Here is an 18,407-nt window from a genome sequence, read left to right on the forward strand (position 1 = left end):
TTGGAAATACAAGGTTTTTAATAAAAAACGGGGTGTCAGACTTGACACTACCACACAGACACAGGGAGTAATCATATGAAAAAAGGCAAAGCCCCCGCTGTAAGCAACGGGGCATCAAATTTGGAACACGTAAACAACAGGGTATCGGGTCTGCGCACCGCTCCGGCCGGTGCGAAACAGGTGCCTCCGGCTGACCCGTTACCCGCGGGAATAATCCTTGAAACAAGGAAGCTGTGCAAGACCTTCACCAACGGGGGGATGCAGCAGCATGTAATAAAAAATATGGATCTGCAGATCCGGGAGGGGGATTTTACCATAATAATGGGACGTTCCGGCTCCGGCAAATCCACTCTGCTATATGCGCTGTCCGGTATGGACAGGCCCACTATCGGGGATATCTTCTTCGGGGAAGAGAATCTCTCCCATATGAGCAACGACAGTCTGGCACTGATGAGACGGGAAAACTGCGGTTTTGTATTCCAGTCCATGTATCTTCTTGATCATATGAACGTCCTGGATAACGTTCTTACAAGCGGCCTGCTGCCTAAAAACAAGGAGCCGCGCGTACCGCGCACCGGTTTCAGGGCTTATAAAAAGCAGACAGCCGAACGCGCTGCAGCGCTTCTGGGTTCGCTCGGCCTGTCCGAACAGGATTGGAAGAAATACCCGGATCAGCTTTCCGGCGGGGAAAAACAGCGAGCCGCCATAGCCAGGGCCCTGATTAACAGTCCGAAAATCCTGTTTGCGGATGAACCGACCGGCGCTCTTAATTCCTCTGCCAGCGAACAGGTCCTGGATGCCTTTACACAGCTGAATGGAAAAGGACAGAGTATCATTACCGTGACACACGATTTGAAAACCGCGCTGCGCGGGAACCGGATTCTGTACATGAAAGACGGCAGTATCTGCGGTGAACTTGAACTGGATCCGTACCGGCGGGCCGGCGATCCGGCCCGGCAAAGCAGACTGCAGCAATTTCTCGGGGAAATGGGGTGGTAATCATGATTTTATTGCATCTGGCAAAAGCAAGCCTGGCAAAGAAAAAAGGTATGGCCGCCACTCTCCTCTTCCTCTCTGCGCTGTCCACCCTGTTTTTAAATCTCGGGCTGACCATGAGCGGTCAAATGCAGGAAGCCTGTACCTCTTCCATCGAAAGGCTGCAGGGGCCTGATTTTTTTGCCGCATCGGACGCGGCGAAATATGATGCTTCCTTTGAGTCCTTCCTCCGGGAGGATGCACGCATACAATGGATAGAAAAAGAGGATATCATCTATCTGGAAATTACAAAAAACAATCATAACAGCTCCCGGGCAGGCGCCATTATTTTTAATATGGATCATGCGCGGCAGATCGAGCCGGTGACTCTGCTCCGCCAGGATCCTTCCATACCGGACAGCGAGGCCATCTACCTTCCTGAAGTTATGGAAGCGGAAGGTATCACAACAGGCGCCGAATATATCCTCACTTATAAAAATACCGATTATGCCTACCGCGTCGCCGGTTTTTTTGAAACCTCCTGCATGGGCACCACCGGTTATACCTTTATGAAATATTACATGCCCCGGGAAGCGTTTACCGTTCTTTACGAAACTGCCGGCGCAGGCAAGGCCCTTTCCGCCAGACTGGCGGACGGCCTGGATAAGGCGTCGGTGTCCCGGGAACTGAAGAAGGATTTTCTGGAGGCCACTGATTATTATAATAAAGTAGGGAGCCTGTATGGAGGCGCTGCCTGTATATCCTACGACGGGATGCTGGACAATATGCTTTCCCTGATCAGCATTCCCATGATGCTGATGATTTCCATTGCCTTTGTCATATGTGCCATCAGTTTTATAACTGTTTTTTTCAAAGTCAAGGAAGAAATCGGGGACAGCCTGCCGGAAATCGGAAGCCTCCAGGCCATGGGCTACACCACACGCCAGATCATTCTTTCCAAAACAGCGGAATTTTCCCTTATTGGTACGGCCGGCGGTGTGTTGGGTATCCTGGGTTCCCGGGCCGCGCTTCCTGCGGTCACGAATTACGGAGAAGGCATGATCGGCATCCGCCTCCGTTATACTCCCACCCCCGGCGGCTGTCTTATTTCCCTGCTGGTCACCCTTATTCTGATCACGCTGGCGGCTGTTACGGCCTCCTTTAAAATCCGGAAGCTGACTCCGGTTGCCGCATTAAGAAAGGGCCTGCAGACCTTCTGTTACGACAGGAATTTCTTTCCTCTGGGAAAAGGGCGTTCCGGCGTGGTATCCCGCCTGGCCCTAAAAAATAGTATTGCGGATTACCGCCGTAATACCGCCACCATCACGGCGATCGCCATGGGCACTTTTGCCGTAAGCCTGTCTGCTGTGCTGTATGCCAACTTCGGCTATGACACTTCCGCCGTCGCCAAAATGGCGGGAATAGAGGTGGCGAATGTCCAGGTCACACCGCTTCCCCACACGGATATCCTTTCGCTTCAGACACAGCTGGGGCAGCTGCCCGGCGTCCGTAAAACGAATCTTTCCGCCATTTATATGGCTGCCATTGAAGAGGAGGATATTTTCTGGGTGATAACCGGCGACTTTTCCAAAACGGAGCAGCTGACTCTGACGGAGGGGAGCTTTCCCCAATACGGGAATGAAGTCACGCTTTCCTCGGGCCTGATGCGCAAGCTTGGCAAAGAGACAGGCGATACGGTCAGCGTAACGCTGGACGGAATTACAAAAGATTACCTGATCACAGGCGTTTTCATCGGAACCAATAATAACGGAAAAGAAGGGCTAATGAGCCTGGAAGGCATGAAACGGCTGGATCCTTATTTCAGGCTTTCCAATATTGATATTTATCTGGAAGAGGACTCCATGCGTCAGGATTTCATCGATATGCTTACTTCGGACTACGGGGTATCTTCCGCAGATCCCCCTCCCTCCTCCGGGAAGGATTCCCTCTCCCCGGAAAAAGAGGAGGCTGACTATGCCGCTGCCAGGAGGCGGGCGGAGGAAAAAATCAGGGAAATGCTGGATCAGTACGGCGTATCCGACGCCGCATATGCGGTAATGCTGCGGGGAGAACTGATCCTGTCCGGCAGTTCCGCCGGCATCCGGATTAAAGAAGTCAGCAGCATGCAGGAATATCTGGACGGCCAGCTGGCCTCCTACGCCGCCACAATGACGGGAATGATGGCTATGGTACTCACCGTCATGCTGCTCGTCATGGGCGCTATTGTCTCCATTACGGTAAGCGCCCTGATCCGCCGGCAGAAAACCAGCTTCGGTATCTATAAGGCGCTGGGATATACCACCCGGGATCTCATCCGCATCGTGCGCCTGAACATGGCCGTAAATGCGGCTGCCGGTTCCCTGATCGGAATTTTGCTGTGCCGTCTTTTTGCCAACAGCCTTCTTCGCCTGCTGTTCCAAAACATGGGGCTGGATCTGGCGAGGTTCCATATCAATCCGTATCTGCTGGGCGCCTCCGCTTTATTCACGTTTCTGTACGTGTGGCTGCTCTCCTCCTGGAAAGCCCGCCGGGTAAAGGGGATTTCCGTATACGATCTTCTTACGGAATGAAGCGGGCTTCTGAAAAATAACAGAAATATGAGGTATATTTATGAAAAAACACTGGCTCCTTCTGTTCTTCCTCCTGTGCTGCAGCCTGCTCTTTTGGCCCGCGGCGGCACAGGCCGCCCCATCCGATGATACACAGGAGGTTTACGGGATCGGTTCCGTCAGCAAACTGTTCGGCACCGCCGCCGTGATGCTGCTTGCCGACAGGGGCGAAATCCTGCTGGACGCTCCCGTAACCGACTATATCCCGGAATTTGAAATGGCTGACGAACGGTATCAACAGATCACCGTACGCATGCTGTTAAATCATTCCTCCGGGCTGCCCGGAACCACCTTCCGGGATTGCTTTTTACTGGGGGAATCCCATACCGATTATCACAGCACCTTGCTAAATAACCTGAAATCCAGGCACCTCAAGGCGGATCCCGGCGCATACAGCGTCTATTGTAACGACGGCTTTACTCTGGCGGAAATCCTCGTGGAACATGTGAGTCAGATGAGCTTTTCCGCCTTTATCCAAAAGGAATTTATCCGTCCGCTGGGTCTTACCCACACCTTTATGCCCGAAGAGCTGCCGTCTTTAACAGCAACAGCTTCCATTTATTATAGGGACAGACCGCTTCCTTACGAAAACCTGCAATGCCTTGCCGCAGGCGGGATTTACAGCACAGCGGAAGATCTCTGCCGGTTTTCCCGGCTTTTCACGCAGAACGGAAGCGGGCTTCTGTCCGGGGAAGCTGTACAGGCCATGGCATTTCCCGAATACAAAAGGGATACCATCTGCGTGCAGGATGCAGAAAGCAACTTCGGCTACGGACTGGGCTGGGACAGTGTGGATGCATACCCCTTCCGGCGGTTCGGAATCACCGCACTGGCAAAGGGAGGGGATACCAAAAACTACGGCACGGGCCTGCTGGTACTCCCGGATCAGGAGCTGTCCGTCGGCGTTACCGCTTCCGGCGGAAGCGGGGAGCTTTCTCTGAAGCTGGCGTCGGAACTCGCTCTGGAAATCCTGAAGGAAGAGGGTCTTATCACGCAAGAAGAAGAGGAAGCGGCAGCGCAGCCCGCCATCGATACCGCACAGCCCTCCGTACCAATTCCGGAGGAACTGAAAAAATATGCGGGCTATTATGACTCTGCGGGAATCTGGAAGCTGGAATTTACGGAACAGGATACGGTACGCATTACTTCCCTAGAAAACAACGCCGATATGGTACAGGAATACCGGTATACGCAAGACGGCTATTTTGTTTCCACAGACGGAAAATACATCTCTTACACCGGCCTTTCCCAGGCCTCCGGGGGAACCGGCGGCATTACCGCATTTTATTTCCGGGAAGAATCCAACGGAAAAACCTACATCCTGGGCACCACCTATTCCCTGTCCGGCGGGAAGGCGGAATCCGCCATCGCCATGCCCTTTGCCGAAAAAACAGAGGAAAACAAACTTCCCGGGGCCATACAGAAGGTGTGGGACGGACGGGACGGCGAAAAATACTATCTGATAAACGATGCATACAACTCCTACTTTTACCTCAGCCAGCCCTGTATGAAGCTGGAGCTTTCCGCCGCATTTCCCGGATACACCGGGGCTTCGGAGTTGTATAAAAACTGCAGGATCACCGATGCCGACAATGCGGTCTGTGAGCTGGATCTCCCGGTCATGACCGGACGGGACTCCGCCGATTTTCATTTTTACAGGACAAAGGGGGTTGAATACCTGCAGGCCGATGCCAGCAGGTATATAGAAGAGAAAGCCATTCCCGACCTTACCCGGCAGGACGTACGGATACGGACAGCACAGACTGCGCAATGGTTCCGGTTAGGGAATCAGGCCGCCGGGCAGGAAATCCGGATCCGCCTTCCCGGGCAAAGCGCATATTATGTATATGATAAAAATGACATTTGTGTGGCTTCTTCCCTCTTTACCGACGAAAGGGATACTGTTATCCTTCCCCTGGACGGGAAATTACTTCTCACAGGCCCGGAGGGCAAATCTATTGCTATCACCTGGCTGAAGGCCGCTAAATAAGCTTAATCATCAGAACAACGGTAAATTCGTTTCCGGAACAGGTGCAGTATATTTCCCCCTGCATCTGTTCCATCAGCTTTTTGCATATATACAGCCCCAAACCGCTGCCGCTCACCTTCTCCGCATTCTTGCCCCTGTAAAATTTATTCATCAGAAGCGACAGCTCTTCTTCCGATACCGGGTTCCCGCTGTTACGGATATACAGCTTCAGATGGGAGTCGATCAGAGATGTGTCCACCCGGATATCCGATTCCCCATATTTGCAGGCGTTGCTGATAATATTGGACAGCACCTGTGTAAACCGGATTTCATCCAGATACAGCATGCAGTCAGGTATGCCTTCCGCCCGCACCTTTTCCCGGGGATCCGCGCTGCGAATCAGCCGTTCCAGCTCCCTGCTGTATACCGCTTCCGGGGTGACCGTCAGCTGCTCCATATCCTGCAGCGTAGTGGAAAACAGATTGGTTACCAGTTCTTCTATCTGTTCGGTTTTCCGGTAAATCATCCTGAGCTTTTCTTTCAGCCGCTCTTCTTTTTCCAGTTCCAGCAACAGTTCGGCGGATACCCGGATAGAGGTCACCGGCGTTTTGATATCATGGCTCAGGGAGGCCACCAGCTCCTTTTGGTTCCGGTTTGCCAGATATTCCTTTTCCCTGGCTTCCTTCAGCTGCTCCCGCATCAGGTCAAAGCTTTCCGTAAACGCGCCGAACATATTGTTCTTATTTCTTTCCAGGGCAAAATCCAGATTTCCTCCGGCCACCTCGGCCGCAAAATGCTCCAGCTTCCGGAACGGCCTGAGAATGGTATGATTCAGAAATGCCAGACATCCCCCTGTGCAAAGCGCAAATATAGCGGCAGCCGCCAGGACGCCAAGAGCGGCCCTGTTTCTGTAGGCAAGCAGAAGCTCCCCCGGATTCCGGGAGACAAGAACCTTTCCGATAATCCCGCCTTCCTTTTCCACATCCAGGACCGGATTTCCCATGGAAACGGCTTCCATCACCGAAACCGGAGCATCCTCCCCTGATCGGTAGCGGACGGTTCCGTCCAGCCCCAGCACGCTGAAGGAACCGCCGTAATCCGGAAATTCCCCTTTCTGCAAATCTTCCCAGCAGCGGGCGCTTTCTTGTGCGATACGGTTCAGCAGGATAATATCGTTATCCCAGCCGGCCGGCATCCGGTAAACGCCGGCAGCCCAGAAACAGCCGGCCAGAAAGACCAGGATCGGTAACAGCAGAAACCTTTTTTTCATATTACCGTTCCCCCTCAAATACATAACCCACGCCCCACAGCGTTTTAATCCGCCGGAGAGAATCGGGATCCTTTTCTATTTTCCGGCGCAGATGTCTGATATGTACGGAGAGCGTGCCCTCCTCCACAAAGCTGTCTCCCCATACCTTTTCAAATAATTCTTCTTTCGTGACCACGTTTCCCTGATGCTCCATCAGATAGTGCAGCAGCTTATACTCCATTTCTTTCAGAGCGACAGGTTTTCCTTCCACAAGTACCTGCCTGCGGCCATGATCCAGCACGATAAAAGCCCCTGCCTCCCCCGGCTTCCCGGCAGCCAGGCCGCCGTTCTGTCCCTCCTGCCTGCGCAGAATGGCTTTCACCTTCGCCAGCAGGATATTCAGGCTGTAGGGCTTGGTAATATAATCATCCCCGCCTATGTTGAGCGCCGTCAGGATATCATCATCGCTGGTGCGGGCGCTGATAAACAGAATCGGGATATCCAGGCTCTGCCGCAGCTGCTTGCACAGTTCAAACCCCGACCTGCCGTCAAGATTGATATCCAGAAGCAGGAGAGACACCCGGTTTTCTTCCAGGAATTCCAGGCACGCTTCATAACCGGTCACATAATAGGAGCTGACATCAAACATATTAAAATACTCGCAGGTGGTCTGCGCGATCACTTCTTCATCATCCACAATAAGACAGCTGTAGTCCATCCTTTCTCTTCTTCCCTTTCTGTTGAATTCCTTTTTCTATTGTACCATGTTTTTGCAGGAAACCTTACGTAATTTTATGGATACTGTTCCAAAAGTTTATGTCCGCTGTCTTGAAAGTCGGCAGCCCGTCCTTTACAATAGAATATATCGGAACACTTACCGCTTAATCGGAATCGGCTTTGCCGTTTTCGGAGACTGCCTGCAAAACACAGAAAATACGGATACAGGAATATAACAGGAGGGATTATGAGCGCTGCCGGAGATAACTGCCGAAACAAAGGGATACCCTGTCTATTGACCGTCATACTGTTTGCCGCCGTGCTGCTTCTTTCCGGCTGCGGGGGACAGGCTTTGTCCAAAGATGCTGCTGAAGAAAACCCCACCCTTTCTTCGCATCAGGAAGCGCATACGGAAGAAACAGCAGATGACCGGATGATCCTCTCCTTTATCCATGTGGGCAAAGGGGACGCTTTTCTTTTGTATATCCCCGAGGACGGCTACTATATGTGCGATACCGGGAAGGCGGAGGATTTTCCGCAGATCTCCCGGCTTCTCCGCCAAAAGGAAGTCACCTCCCTGCGCGGTATCTTCCTGTCCCACGGGCACAAGGATCATACGGGAAGCCTGGAAGCCATTCTTGCGGCATATCCCACAGAACGGATCTATCTGTCCGGCAGGGATACCGTAACCTATGAATCCGTGGATGTCCCTGCCCTGGCTGCAGAATATGGGGCTGAAATAGTGGCGCTTGCTGGCGGGGAATCGCTGCAGCTGGGATCCGCCCTGGCGCAGATATGGATCCCTGATAAGGTGTATCAGAAAAAAGATAACAACAATTCCATGGTAATACGCTTTTGCTATGGGGATACTTCATATCTGATGACAGGGGATATGGAGAAAAAGGCAGAGGCAAAGCTGTTGGAAAGCGGCTTCCCCCTGCAGGCTGATGTTCTGAAGCTGGGGCATCACGGAAAAACAGATTCCACCAGCCGGGATTTTCTGGAAAGAGTTCAGCCGGCTTACGGAATTATCACAGGTAATCAGGAGGAAAGCCCCAAATCCATGAACGAAGAAATTGCGGGGCGGCTGAAGGCCTGCCATGTACAGGCTTTTTATTCAGAGGGCGGACTGCTGGCCGTGGATTTTATATCTGACGGGACGCATGTCCGTACAGAAGAAATCCCCGCTTCGTAAGCATCGGAGGGATGCGCGCACATAGCGTTATATTACTGCCGGAACATTCCGCCCTTTGGCGCTACCTTAAAAGCAGGTGAACGCACCGTCAATCACAAAATCCGAACCGGTGGTAAAGGTGCTGGTATCTCCCGCCAGGTACACGCAGATGGACTGCAGCTCTTCCGGGCGTCCCATGCGTCCCATTGGGGCCATGTCATTCCACTGTTCGATCAGGGGCTTCAGGCTGGGGGAATTCAGGGTCAGTTCCGTGCCGATATAACCGGGACTGATGGAATTCACGCGCACACCGCGTTTTGCCCATTCCACGGCAAGTGATTTGGTCAGCTGGATCACTCCCGCCTTGGATGCATTGTAGGCGCACTGCGGCTGGGGAACATTCACAATATGTGCCGACATGGACGCCGTATTGATAATGGAACCGAAGCCCTGCCGGAGCATGACCCTGCCCGCCGCCTGCGCGGTGAGAAACACCCCGGTTAGATTGATGTCAATGACCTTTTTCCATTGTTCAAAGGTCATTTCCTCCGCCGGTATGTTCATACAAATACCCGCATTGCAGAAGGCCGCGTCCAGCCTGCCGAAGGTGCCCACTACCTGTTCCGTCATGGAATGAACCTCTTCCGGTATGGTGACATCTGCCTTAATTGCAAGCATACGGTTCCCATATGCATCTGCCAGCTCATCCGCTGTTTTCTTTGCTTCTGCAATATCCACATCCACAATTGCAATATCCGCTCCTGCCTCCGCAAAAGCGGCGGCAACGCTTTTTCCGATTCCCCTGGCGCCGCCGGTAACAAAAATTTTCTTTCCGTCCAGCCTCATTTTTTCAATAATTCCCATCTTTTCCTTCCTTTCTTTTTGTCATCTGTTTCCGGGTTATATCTGCCTATACCTTCATATTAATCTCCTTTTCCCATTCCTGCAATAAGGAATCCCGGGAAGGATAATTATCCGGTATTTGGGAAGCGGATATGCTATACTTACTCATATAACAAGTACGGCAAACATACAGAAGGGAGGAGCATGCGATGACAAACAGGGAATACATGGATCAGGCGATGTATCTTTTAAAACAGGGCTGCATAAGGCGGGCGGAGGATCTGGATAACCGGTATATAGGCGACGCCGTTACCACAAGCACCAATATATATAATGACTTCGGCAAAGGCTGGATTACCGATTTTTATGACCTTACCAGAGATCAGTATAACAGCTATTCTGCGCGGATGAATGAGGAAGGCGGCAGCCGGGCCTGTTTCGTATCGGATAATATGAGCCTGGAAACCCGGAAATATATGTGCATTTTCCCGTCCTCCATCATTTTGTCGGACAGCATCTCCGCCGGGACTACGGAAGGGGTTGTTTCCACAAACTATGCAATTCCGAAATCCTTTATCCGGGATTTACTCACCGGAAGAGAGCTTATAGAGAATGATGTTTTCACGCTGCTTCCGAAAAGCTTCCAATTACATATGTCCTACGGCGCAGGGCTTCAAGTCACTGCCTTAGGCGGTGTATACGGACCCGGAATGGAGGCGGATTACCTCGGGAAAAACGGGGTATTCGTAGAATCGAAAAGCGTGGATCGGCTGTTAGTCCGTTTCCCCTGGCTTTATGGGGCCAATACGGATGATTATCTGAATATTATTGAAAAATACGCTGCGGAATACAGGAATTACCGGATTTCTATGTATGATTTTCTTATATCGTGCAAAAATGGCTGTGCGGATTTTGAGAAAAAATACAAAACACTGGAAAACGCGCATGCCGGCATGCAGGTACAACTGGAGAAAGCCAAAAGCCGCTTGAAAGCCAGAGGTATCCAGGCCGTGACAGGCTTTGCGTTTACCTTTATCCCTTTGCTGCTGGATATCCCCGCCGAGGTCAAAGCTTCTATGCAGGCCGTACTGGGTATGACTTCCCTTAAGGACGCCCAGGCCGTACTATTCGAAGAACGGCTGAAGCTAAAAGAACTCGGGAGAGAGGATCCCTTCTATATCACATGGCAATGGGAAAAGAAAAGCCCGATAAAAGTGCCGAAAAATAAGAAATAGCCGGGGCTTCCAAAACGGAACCGTTCTTGTGCCGTTTTGTTTTCTTAGAAATTCTTTAGAGATTCAACTGCTATGATACCTCTTGAAGCAACCATCAAGAAAGAGAGGAATCCTACAAATGAAAAAAGAGAAGCAAAAGACCGGAAGGAAAAAACAGATGCTGCTGACGGCTGTTTTGTTATGTGCTATGGTTTTAGGAGCCTGCGGTTCCGCAGCCGACACAGAAGCCGCCTCCACAGCAAACCGGGGAGAGTCAGCGTCCCCTGCTGCCGCTGCCGGAGATACCGCAGAGGCCGGAGATAACGCTTCCGTTCCCGATACCGGGGATGCGGCCCCGGAAACGGCGCCCGCTTCTGAACCCCCCACTGCGGCGCCTGCCTCCCATGAGGAACTGGACGGATCAATCATGGAAATCGATGCCTCCAGCTTTAAAGTCAGCAAAACCTATTATGAGGATTTGGGAGAAGACGGCCTGCTGGCAGTAAGTCCTGCCAATCCGGATCCTGCGGATTCTATTGAAGTCAGATATTCGGAGGAAACTGTTTTTATTATCCGTTCCTCTTCTGACATGGGCATCACCTGCACCGACAGCGAAGCAACCGCTGCCGACCTGGAAGTCGGCAGGAGCATGATAGCCACCGGAACCTGGGACGGTTCTGTTTTCACTGCCAGTGAAATAGTAATTTACCATTTTGATTAATCTTCTTCTTCCATTTCCCAGCCCCGGCAATTTTTGCCGGGGCCTTTATACTCCATCCGGCCAGATGGAGTATTTAATTGGCTGTAAAAATATAATCCAAATTGGATGTTGAAAACCGATTAGATTGCGTTCATACTGAAATTGGTTCGAACCAATTGGAGGAAATATGAAAATTCAGATTGATAAAAAGAAAAAAATACCGCTGTATAAGCAGATTGCGGAACAGATACAGGCACAGATCACCTCCGGCGAAATTCCCGGCGGCTTCCCGTTTCCCTCGGAACGTCAGCTGGCAGATGCGCTGGGCGTCAACCGCACGACTGTACTGAACGCTTACAAGGAACTGAAGGCCGACGGGCTGATGGCTTCCCATGTAGGCCGGGGTACCGTCGCCGTATCGGCGGAAAACGGCCGGCCGGGCAGAACCGGCTATCCGAAGGAACCGATCTGGGAGTATCTGTACAGTGATTATGTGAAAAACCATGATCCTTTTGATGTGAACAAATATCTGGAAATAGCCAACCAAAAGGACGTCATTTCTTTCGCGGCGGGAATTGCCTCTTTTGAAAATCTGCCCGTACAGGCCTTTGAAGGAATCGAAAAGGAAATGCTATCCAGACAAAAGGAACTGCTTGTTTCCCCTGTGGCAGGCTTTTCCTCTCTCCGCAAGGCGATCAGTTCCTACATGCAAAAGCGATCCTGCTTCTGCCAGCCCTCTGAAATCATGGTTTTGTCCGGTTCCCAGCAGGGTATCGATCTCATTGCCAGAGCGTTCCTCAACCCGGGGGATATCGTCCTGCTCGAAGAACCGTCCTTCTTTCCCGCTATACAGAGTTTCCGGGCGGCCGGGGCAAAAATGATGGCGGTTCCCATGGAAGCGGACGGGATGGACATGGATATCCTGGAACAGCTCTTATCCAGGTACCGGCCCAAATTCCTATACACCATGCCCACCTACCATAATCCTTCCGGTATCTGCATGAGCCTGCCCAAGCGGATACGGCTGTTGGAAATGGCCGCCGGATACGGCGTTCCGGTCGTAGAGGACGACCCGTACGGAGAACTCTATTTTGACGGGCAGCCGCTTTCCCCCTTAAAATCCATGGATACAAACGGCTGTGTCCTGTACCTTTCCACCTTCTCCAAAACCATTTCCCCCGGCCTGCGGCTGGGTTGGATCTGCGCCAATAAGAAACTGATACAGAAACTCTGCACCATCCGCCAGCTCATGGATCTGCATACCAATTGTGTCTCGCAGCAGATAGTGGAGCGCTTTCTGACCGGAGGCGGAATGGCGGACTATCTGTCCCTTATCCGCAGGGAATATGAGGAACGAAGAAACATCATGACCGGTGCTTTAAGCAAATACGCACCGCCCGGACTTTCCTGGAATATCCCCTCCGGCGGCTACTACCTGTGGTGCACACTGCCCGATGGCCTTTCCGCAGAGGTTCTTGCTCCCAAAGCGGCGGAAAAAGGCGTTGCCATCCTGCCCGGGATGCCTTCCTATCTGACCGGGCAAAAGGGAGAAAGCCACATCCGGCTGAATTATACGTTTCCTCCGAAAAACAGGATCGCAGAAGGCGTACGGATTTTATGTAATGGCATCCAGGAACTTATACGGATGCAGAAAGAGGAAATGTGGCCTGCAGCCCATGAAATCAACCCTATTTTATAAGGAGCAAGCAAAATGGTATACAAATATGCAAAACGTATGGAAAACATGGAAGCGTCTGAAATCAGGGAATTGCTGAAGCTGACGGAAAAACCGGAGGTAATCTCCTTCGCAGGCGGTCTGCCCGCCCCGGAGCTTTTCCCCATCGAAGAAATCCGGGAGGTAAACAACTATGTCCTGGATCACTGCGGCGGCCAGGCCCTGCAATACTCCACCACGGAAGGCTGGCAGCCTCTGCGGAAATGGATCGCGGAACGCATGAATACCCAGCTGGGCACCTCCTTCTGTGAGGATAACATCATGATAACCCACGGTTCCCAGCAGGCCCTAGATCTCTCCGGAAAAGTATTTCTGGACGAAGGGGATGTGGTGCTGTGCGAAAGCCCTACGTATCTGGCTGCCATCAGTGCCTTCAAGGCCTATGGCTGCGAATTCGTGGAAATAGAAACCGACGGGGAAGGAATGCTCCCGGCAAGCCTGGAAAAAGCGCTGGAGGACTACCCCCGTGCAAAGCTGCTATACATCATCCCCAATTTCCAGAATCCCACAGGACGCACCTGGAGTCTGGAACGCAGAAAGAAGATCGCCGAACTATCCGCCCGATACCAGGTTGTGGTCATCGAAGATAATCCCTATGGCGAACTTCGGTATGAAGGGGATTTTTTACCCTCCGTGAAATCCTTCGACCGGTCCGGAAGCGTCGTATGCACGGGTACCTTCTCTAAAATATTCTGTCCCGGCTACCGGATCGGATGGATTGCGGGGGATGCGGAGGTTATCCGCAACTATGTGCTGGTAAAACAGGGGGCCGATCTGCAATGCAACACCATCGCCCAAATTGTGATTTCCACTTATATGGAGCACTATGACATCGATGCCCATATTTCTAAAATAAGGGAAGTCTACCGGAAGCGGCGTGACGCCGCCATAGATGCCATAAACACCTGCTTCCCTGCGGACACGGTTTATACCCGGCCCGAAGGCGGCCTCTTTCTGTGGGTGGAAGTAAAGGAATCCGTTAACACGGTCAGGCTCCTGGAAAGCTGCCTCGCCCGGAATGTCGCCTTCGTGCCCGGCTATTCCTTTTTTCCGGGCAAAAGCAGGCAGAACACGCTCCGGATTAACTTTTCCAATACCCCGGAAGATAAAATCAGAGAAGGCATTTCCCGTATAGGCCATGTTTTGAAGCAGGCTCCCTTTCAGTAAACGGATACTCCCTGCCTGGCGCCGCCCGGCGAACCGGGCATGGAGTTTACGCAAATAGCTGCCGGAGATATCCATAGCCCTCCTCTTCCAGCTTATCAAACGGGATAAAGCGGACGGCAGCGCTGTTGATACAATAACGCAGCCCGCCCCGTTCCTCCGGGCCGTCTTCAAACACATGCCCCAGATGGCTGTCCCCCGCACGGCTGCGTACCTCCGTGCGCACCATAAAATGGCTGGTATCCTTTTTTTCCTTCAGGACGTCCGGGATGATAGCCCGGGAAAAGCTGGGCCAGCCGCAGCCGGATTCGAACTTATCCTCCGAAGAAAACAGAGGCTCCCCCGTAACCACATCCACATAAATCCCCTTATCAAAATTACCGGCGTATTCATTTGTAAAAGGCCGTTCCGTGGCGTTTTTCTGTGTCACCTCATATTGGATCCCGGTCAGCTTTTCTCTCCGTTCTTTCTCCTCCGGCACCGGATAAACCGCTTCCCGGATGCGGCGGAAAAGGTCATCTTTTTCCCCTTCCTTCTCCCTGATGAACTCCTCCGCCCTGTTTAAATTGATATGGCAGTAACCGCCCGGGTTCTTATCCAGATAATCCTGGTGGTACTCCTCGGCCGGCCAGAACGCCGCCAGGGGAAGCAGTTCCGTCACCACAGGCCGTGTATTTTTCCGCGCCTGCTCCTCCCGTACCTTTTCCGCAATATCCCGGTCCGCTTCCTCCACATAATAAATGCCGGAACGATATTGGTTCCCCCTGTCATTTCCCTGCCTGTCCACGCTGGTGGGATCCACTACATGGAAAAACCCTTCCAGAAGCCGTACTGTAGAGATACAGGTCCTGTCATAATCCACCCTCACCGTTTCTGCATGGCCCGTTTTGCCGCTGCATACCTGCTCATAGGTGGGATTTTCCGTAGCCCCATTGGCATAACCCACAGCCGTATCCAAGACCCCGGGCAGTTTCTTCATATAAGCCTCAAGTCCCCAAAAGCATCCTCCTGCCAAATAAATCGTATGAATCTTATCCGTATTTCCCGACATAAGTATCACAGCTCCTTTCTTATTGGGCCAATCAGGCGTAACACATCCACCTGCCCGGCTTTTTCGGTTACAGGAATAAGGATTCTGTCACCGCCGAATAGTTACTATTTTCTATCATTCTAACCAGATACGGGTAAGCCAAACATTCCATTGAAAAAATACGTTGTATAATGCTATAATAATATAACTGGAACAGGCTGGTTCCTCCTTCTGCAAGCCTGTCTTTTACCGGTATCGCCGTTATTGTTCACGGCCTTTGCCTGCTGCCGTGAACAGTAGCTTATCGGAAGCTGTAATAATGCGGTCCGGCTTCCGTTTCTTTTTCTGCTTTTGGCGCGCAGCGCAGCGCGCAGATTGGTATGGTTATGAAAAAGGTCACACTGCAGGATATTGCCAATTCCCTCGGTATATCACGCACCACTGTCTGGAAGGTATTCAGCGGTCAGAAAGGTGTTTCCGATAGCCTGCGCAGGAAGATTCTTGCAAAAGCGCAGGAACTGGGTTATGAATTCCCGGAATGCGCTTTCCTTCCCCCGTCACCGGAGACTGCCGCGCCTCCGGTTAATATTGCGGTTGCCGTCTGCCGGCCGGAATCTTCTATTTTCTGGATGAATATTATCCACCAGATTGCAAAGGAGCTATCCTTTCATAAGGTCAATCTGATGTATACGTATCTGCCTTCTGCCATTGACAGGGATTATACGCTGCCCGACTCCCTGGTAAACGGAAATACACATGGGATTATTGTCATGAATGTATATAACGAGCAGCTGATCCGCCTTTTGTCAGAGGCTCCCGTTCCCAAGGTTTTTCTGGATACCGCCACATCTGTTCCGCCCTCCTCGCTGAACGGCGATCTGATTCTGATGGAAAACAGCAGCAGCATTTCGGAGATTACGGAGCATCTGCTGAAGCAGGGGCGCACTAAAATCGGCTTTATCGGGGACATCCGTTATGCACAGTCCAATTACGAACGGTACGAGGGGTTCTGCAAAACGCTGGAACGTCACGGTCTTTCGCCCTGTCCTGAGCTGTCCCTCACCGGCTCCATCGGAACCGATACGCATAAAGAAGAAATCGATGCTTTTCTCAATACCCTTCCCTTCATGCCGGACGCTTTTGTCTGTGTGAGCGACTACGTGGCCTGCCTTCTGATGCAGCTTTTGTTAAAACGCGGGCTGCGGATACCGGAGGACGTTGCGGTATCCGGGTTTGACGGAAATATGGAAAGCCCTCTGGCAGAGGAACTGACTACCGTGCAGGTATTCAACCAGGATATCGGGCTTCGGCTTGCCCTGCAGATTTTATACCGCATCGAACATCCCGACACGCGTCCGGAAATTGTCTATATTTCTTCCCAGACTATATTCCGTTCCTCAACAGGCGGCGTATTATAAATCAGTTTATTTTATGATGCATGTCCGTTTCCTGTCATGATACCAACTAAAAGGCCGCTTCCTCGATAGGTTTAGAAAGCCGGGCATTCCTGCCCGGCTTTTTTAGTTCCGCCCTTTTTATATCAATGTGTTTGCCGTACGGCTTCCGATTATAGCTGCGCCTCCTTCAGCAGATAATACAGCGTTGTCACGCCCGCGCCGGTTGCCCCTTTGCTTTCAAAGGCATAGGTGGGAGTCCCGCACCATGCGGTTCCTGCAATGTCCATGTGGATCCAGGGCTTACCTTCACAGAATCTGCGTAGGAAAAGCCCGGCCGTAATCGTCCCGCAGCATCCGCCTCCGATATTTTTGACATCCGCCACATCGCTGTCTATCATTTTTTCATGCTCTTTTCCAAACGGGAGCCGCAGATAACGCTCTGCCGAGCAGGTCTGCGCCCGTTCAAACATATGATAAAACGCATCGTCGTCGGACATGGTTCCTCCGATGGTATTCCCCAGCATCTGCGCCGCAGCGCCTGTCAGGGTGGCGATGTCCAGCACTTTGGTAATGCCTTCCCTGCGGATCCCGTAGCTGATCGCATCCGACAGCACAAGCCGGCCCTCCGCGTCCGTATTGAGCACCTCTATGGTCCTGCCGGAATAACCGGTGATGACATCGCCGGGCAGCAGCGCCGATTGGGAAATCCGGTTTTCACTCAGCGGCAGGCATGCCGTGATATTCACCTTAAGCTTTCTCGCCGCTGCCGCATGAACGGCGGCGGCCACCGCGGCGGCTCCTGCCATATCCCCTTTGATCCCTGCCATGGAGGAGCTTTCTTTTAAACAATAGCCTCCCGTATCACAGGTGATCCCCTTCCCGATGAGTCCATAAATATCGCCGCTTCCCGGAGCGCCCCGGTACCGCAGGATAAGCAGGCAGGGCGGATATTCACTGCTGCCTCCCACGCCATAAAGCGCTTCCAGCCGCAAAGCCCGCAGCTGTCCGTATACCAGCAATTCCGTTTCCACATCGCCGCCGTCCACGTAGTCTGTAATTTTTCTTGCAAAATCCATAGGGCGCAAATGGTTGCCCGGCGTATTCACCATATCCCTGGCAAAAAGGATCCCGTTTAAAAGCTCCCGTCCTTCCTGCAGGCTGTCCGCAAAGCCTTCCCCATTTTCCAGCTGGAAATTACAGTCCGAAGCGGTATCCTTCTCCGTTTTCCTATATGTATAAGAATAGCCGCCCAGACCCAGCCCTAATACCACAGCCGTAACCGCTTTTTTCCCCAGCTTCTTTACAAAAAAACCGGGATCCAGGGAAATCTCCCCGATATGCAATTCCTTACACCGCCGGGAAACAGCGGCCGTTATTTCCTTCACCTGTAAAAGCCCCAGCTCTTCCTCTTTGCCGCAGCCTGCCAGCAGCACGGCCTGGCCGCGCAGCGGCACCAGCATGGTTTCCAGGTATTTTCCTTCAAAAACCTTCTCCAGCCCCATCCTGTAGCTGCGGATATGGGCATCCTTTTCCCATACAAAATCGATGGAATAGGTCTCGTTTTTCTTTTTTACAACCGATATCATTTCCTGCTCCTTTATTGCTTCGCTGCCCCTTTGGCGTCCCCTTGG

At 52.1% G+C, this 18,407-nt stretch carries 14 protein-coding genes; 9 read left to right on the forward strand and 5 right to left on the reverse strand.

Translation table 11 applies throughout. The annotated features are described in order from the left end of the window. The first annotated feature begins 75 nt into the window (after positions 1 to 75). The 3 genes from DXA36_RS29350 to DXA36_RS29360 are packed head-to-tail and all read left to right on the forward strand — an operon-like array spanning position 76 to position 5,574. Positions 76 to 999 (forward strand): ABC transporter ATP-binding protein, encoded by a 924-nt coding sequence (locus tag DXA36_RS29350; RefSeq protein ID WP_118682813.1) that lies wholly within the window; start codon positions 76 to 78, stop codon positions 997 to 999. Between the two features lie 2 nt (positions 1,000 to 1,001). Then, positions 1,002 to 3,545, forward strand: a complete 2,544-nt coding sequence (locus DXA36_RS29355; RefSeq protein ID WP_118682814.1) for an ABC transporter permease — start codon at positions 1,002 to 1,004, stop codon at positions 3,543 to 3,545. 40 nt (positions 3,546 to 3,585) lie between these two features. Next, on the forward strand, positions 3,586 to 5,574 hold the full coding sequence (locus DXA36_RS29360) for a serine hydrolase domain-containing protein (protein ID WP_118682815.1): 1,989 nt from the start codon (positions 3,586 to 3,588) through the stop codon (positions 5,572 to 5,574). On the opposite strand, the gene DXA36_RS29365 is transcribed toward DXA36_RS29360, so the two are convergent. Together DXA36_RS29365 and DXA36_RS29370 are read right to left on the reverse strand one after the other, a co-directional pair. Then, entirely contained in the window at positions 5,567 to 6,823 is a 1,257-nt protein-coding gene (locus DXA36_RS29365; protein ID WP_182479315.1) for a HAMP domain-containing sensor histidine kinase, read from the reverse strand. The two genes, DXA36_RS29360 and DXA36_RS29365, sit on opposite strands and share 8 nt — an antisense overlap. 1 nt (position 6,824) lies before the next feature. Next, on the reverse strand, positions 6,825 to 7,520 hold the full coding sequence (locus tag DXA36_RS29370; RefSeq protein ID WP_118682817.1) for a response regulator transcription factor: 696 nt from the start codon (positions 7,518 to 7,520) through the stop codon (positions 6,825 to 6,827). A gap of 246 nt (positions 7,521 to 7,766) precedes the next feature. Between DXA36_RS29370 and DXA36_RS29375 the strand changes: the two genes are divergently transcribed. Then, complete coding sequence (locus DXA36_RS29375) at positions 7,767 to 8,714, forward strand: ComEC/Rec2 family competence protein (RefSeq protein ID WP_118682818.1); 948 nt, start codon at positions 7,767 to 7,769, stop codon at positions 8,712 to 8,714. A 66-nt stretch (positions 8,715 to 8,780) separates the two neighbouring features. Here DXA36_RS29375 and DXA36_RS29380 read toward each other — a convergent pair whose 3' ends face one another. Further along, on the reverse strand, positions 8,781 to 9,557 hold the full coding sequence (locus DXA36_RS29380; RefSeq protein ID WP_118682819.1) for an SDR family oxidoreductase: 777 nt from the start codon (positions 9,555 to 9,557) through the stop codon (positions 8,781 to 8,783). 188 nt (positions 9,558 to 9,745) lie between these two features. Between DXA36_RS29380 and DXA36_RS29385 the strand changes: the two genes are divergently transcribed. The 4 genes from DXA36_RS29385 (at position 9,746) to DXA36_RS29400 (ending at position 14,352) form a co-directional block, all read left to right on the forward strand. Next, positions 9,746 to 10,771: a hypothetical protein gene (locus DXA36_RS29385; RefSeq protein ID WP_147366659.1), complete on the forward strand. Its 1,026-nt coding sequence runs from the start codon at positions 9,746 to 9,748 to the stop codon at positions 10,769 to 10,771. 118 nt (positions 10,772 to 10,889) lie between these two features. Then, positions 10,890 to 11,471 carry a hypothetical protein gene (locus DXA36_RS29390; RefSeq protein ID WP_118682821.1) on the forward strand — a complete coding sequence of 194 codons (582 nt, stop codon included), beginning with the start codon at positions 10,890 to 10,892 and terminating at the stop codon, positions 11,469 to 11,471. A 166-nt stretch (positions 11,472 to 11,637) separates the two neighbouring features. Continuing rightward, positions 11,638 to 13,149 (forward strand): MocR-like pyridoxine biosynthesis transcription factor PdxR, encoded by a 1,512-nt coding sequence (pdxR, locus tag DXA36_RS29395; RefSeq protein ID WP_118682822.1) that lies wholly within the window; start codon positions 11,638 to 11,640, stop codon positions 13,147 to 13,149. 12 nt (positions 13,150 to 13,161) lie between these two features. Then, positions 13,162 to 14,352 (forward strand): aminotransferase-like domain-containing protein, encoded by a 1,191-nt coding sequence (locus DXA36_RS29400; protein ID WP_118682823.1) that lies wholly within the window; start codon positions 13,162 to 13,164, stop codon positions 14,350 to 14,352. Between the two features lie 46 nt (positions 14,353 to 14,398). On the opposite strand, the gene msrB is transcribed toward DXA36_RS29400, so the two are convergent. Further along, on the reverse strand, positions 14,399 to 15,400 hold the full coding sequence (gene msrB / locus DXA36_RS29405; RefSeq protein ID WP_118682824.1) for a peptide-methionine (R)-S-oxide reductase MsrB: 1,002 nt from the start codon (positions 15,398 to 15,400) through the stop codon (positions 14,399 to 14,401). A gap of 359 nt (positions 15,401 to 15,759) precedes the next feature. On the opposite strand from msrB, the gene DXA36_RS29410 reads away from it, so the two are divergent. Then, positions 15,760 to 16,797 (forward strand): LacI family DNA-binding transcriptional regulator, encoded by a 1,038-nt coding sequence (locus tag DXA36_RS29410; RefSeq protein ID WP_118682825.1) that lies wholly within the window; start codon positions 15,760 to 15,762, stop codon positions 16,795 to 16,797. Between the two features lie 149 nt (positions 16,798 to 16,946). Here the strand turns inward: DXA36_RS29410 and DXA36_RS29415 are convergent, their stop codons facing one another. Further along, positions 16,947 to 18,362, reverse strand: a complete 1,416-nt coding sequence (locus tag DXA36_RS29415; protein ID WP_118682826.1) for a leucyl aminopeptidase family protein — start codon at positions 18,360 to 18,362, stop codon at positions 16,947 to 16,949. Positions 18,363 to 18,407 lie beyond the last annotated feature (45 nt).

This window comes from Eisenbergiella sp. OF01-20 (assembly GCF_003478085.1).
In the GTDB taxonomy this organism is placed as follows: domain Bacteria; phylum Bacillota; class Clostridia; order Lachnospirales; family Lachnospiraceae; genus Eisenbergiella.

Coding starts and splice junctions, on each gene's coding strand:
- DXA36_RS29350 (WP_118682813.1), top strand. CDS start 76: ATGAAAAAAGGCAAAGCCCCCGCTGTAAGCAACGGGGCATCAAATTTG.
- DXA36_RS29355 (WP_118682814.1), top strand. CDS start 1,002: ATGATTTTATTGCATCTGGCAAAAGCAAGCCTGGCAAAGAAAAAAGGT.
- DXA36_RS29360 (WP_118682815.1), top strand. CDS start 3,586: ATGAAAAAACACTGGCTCCTTCTGTTCTTCCTCCTGTGCTGCAGCCTG.
- DXA36_RS29365 (WP_182479315.1), bottom strand. CDS start 6,823: ATGAAAAAAAGGTTTCTGCTGTTACCGATCCTGGTCTTTCTGGCCGGC.
- DXA36_RS29370 (WP_118682817.1), bottom strand. CDS start 7,520: ATGGACTACAGCTGTCTTATTGTGGATGATGAAGAAGTGATCGCGCAG.
- DXA36_RS29375 (WP_118682818.1), top strand. CDS start 7,767: ATGAGCGCTGCCGGAGATAACTGCCGAAACAAAGGGATACCCTGTCTA.
- DXA36_RS29380 (WP_118682819.1), bottom strand. CDS start 9,557: ATGGGAATTATTGAAAAAATGAGGCTGGACGGAAAGAAAATTTTTGTT.
- DXA36_RS29385 (WP_147366659.1), top strand. CDS start 9,746: ATGACAAACAGGGAATACATGGATCAGGCGATGTATCTTTTAAAACAG.
- DXA36_RS29390 (WP_118682821.1), top strand. CDS start 10,890: ATGAAAAAAGAGAAGCAAAAGACCGGAAGGAAAAAACAGATGCTGCTG.
- pdxR (WP_118682822.1), top strand. CDS start 11,638: ATGAAAATTCAGATTGATAAAAAGAAAAAAATACCGCTGTATAAGCAG.
- DXA36_RS29400 (WP_118682823.1), top strand. CDS start 13,162: ATGGTATACAAATATGCAAAACGTATGGAAAACATGGAAGCGTCTGAA.
- msrB (WP_118682824.1), bottom strand. CDS start 15,400: ATGTCGGGAAATACGGATAAGATTCATACGATTTATTTGGCAGGAGGA.
- DXA36_RS29410 (WP_118682825.1), top strand. CDS start 15,760: ATGGTTATGAAAAAGGTCACACTGCAGGATATTGCCAATTCCCTCGGT.
- DXA36_RS29415 (WP_118682826.1), bottom strand. CDS start 18,362: ATGATATCGGTTGTAAAAAAGAAAAACGAGACCTATTCCATCGATTTT.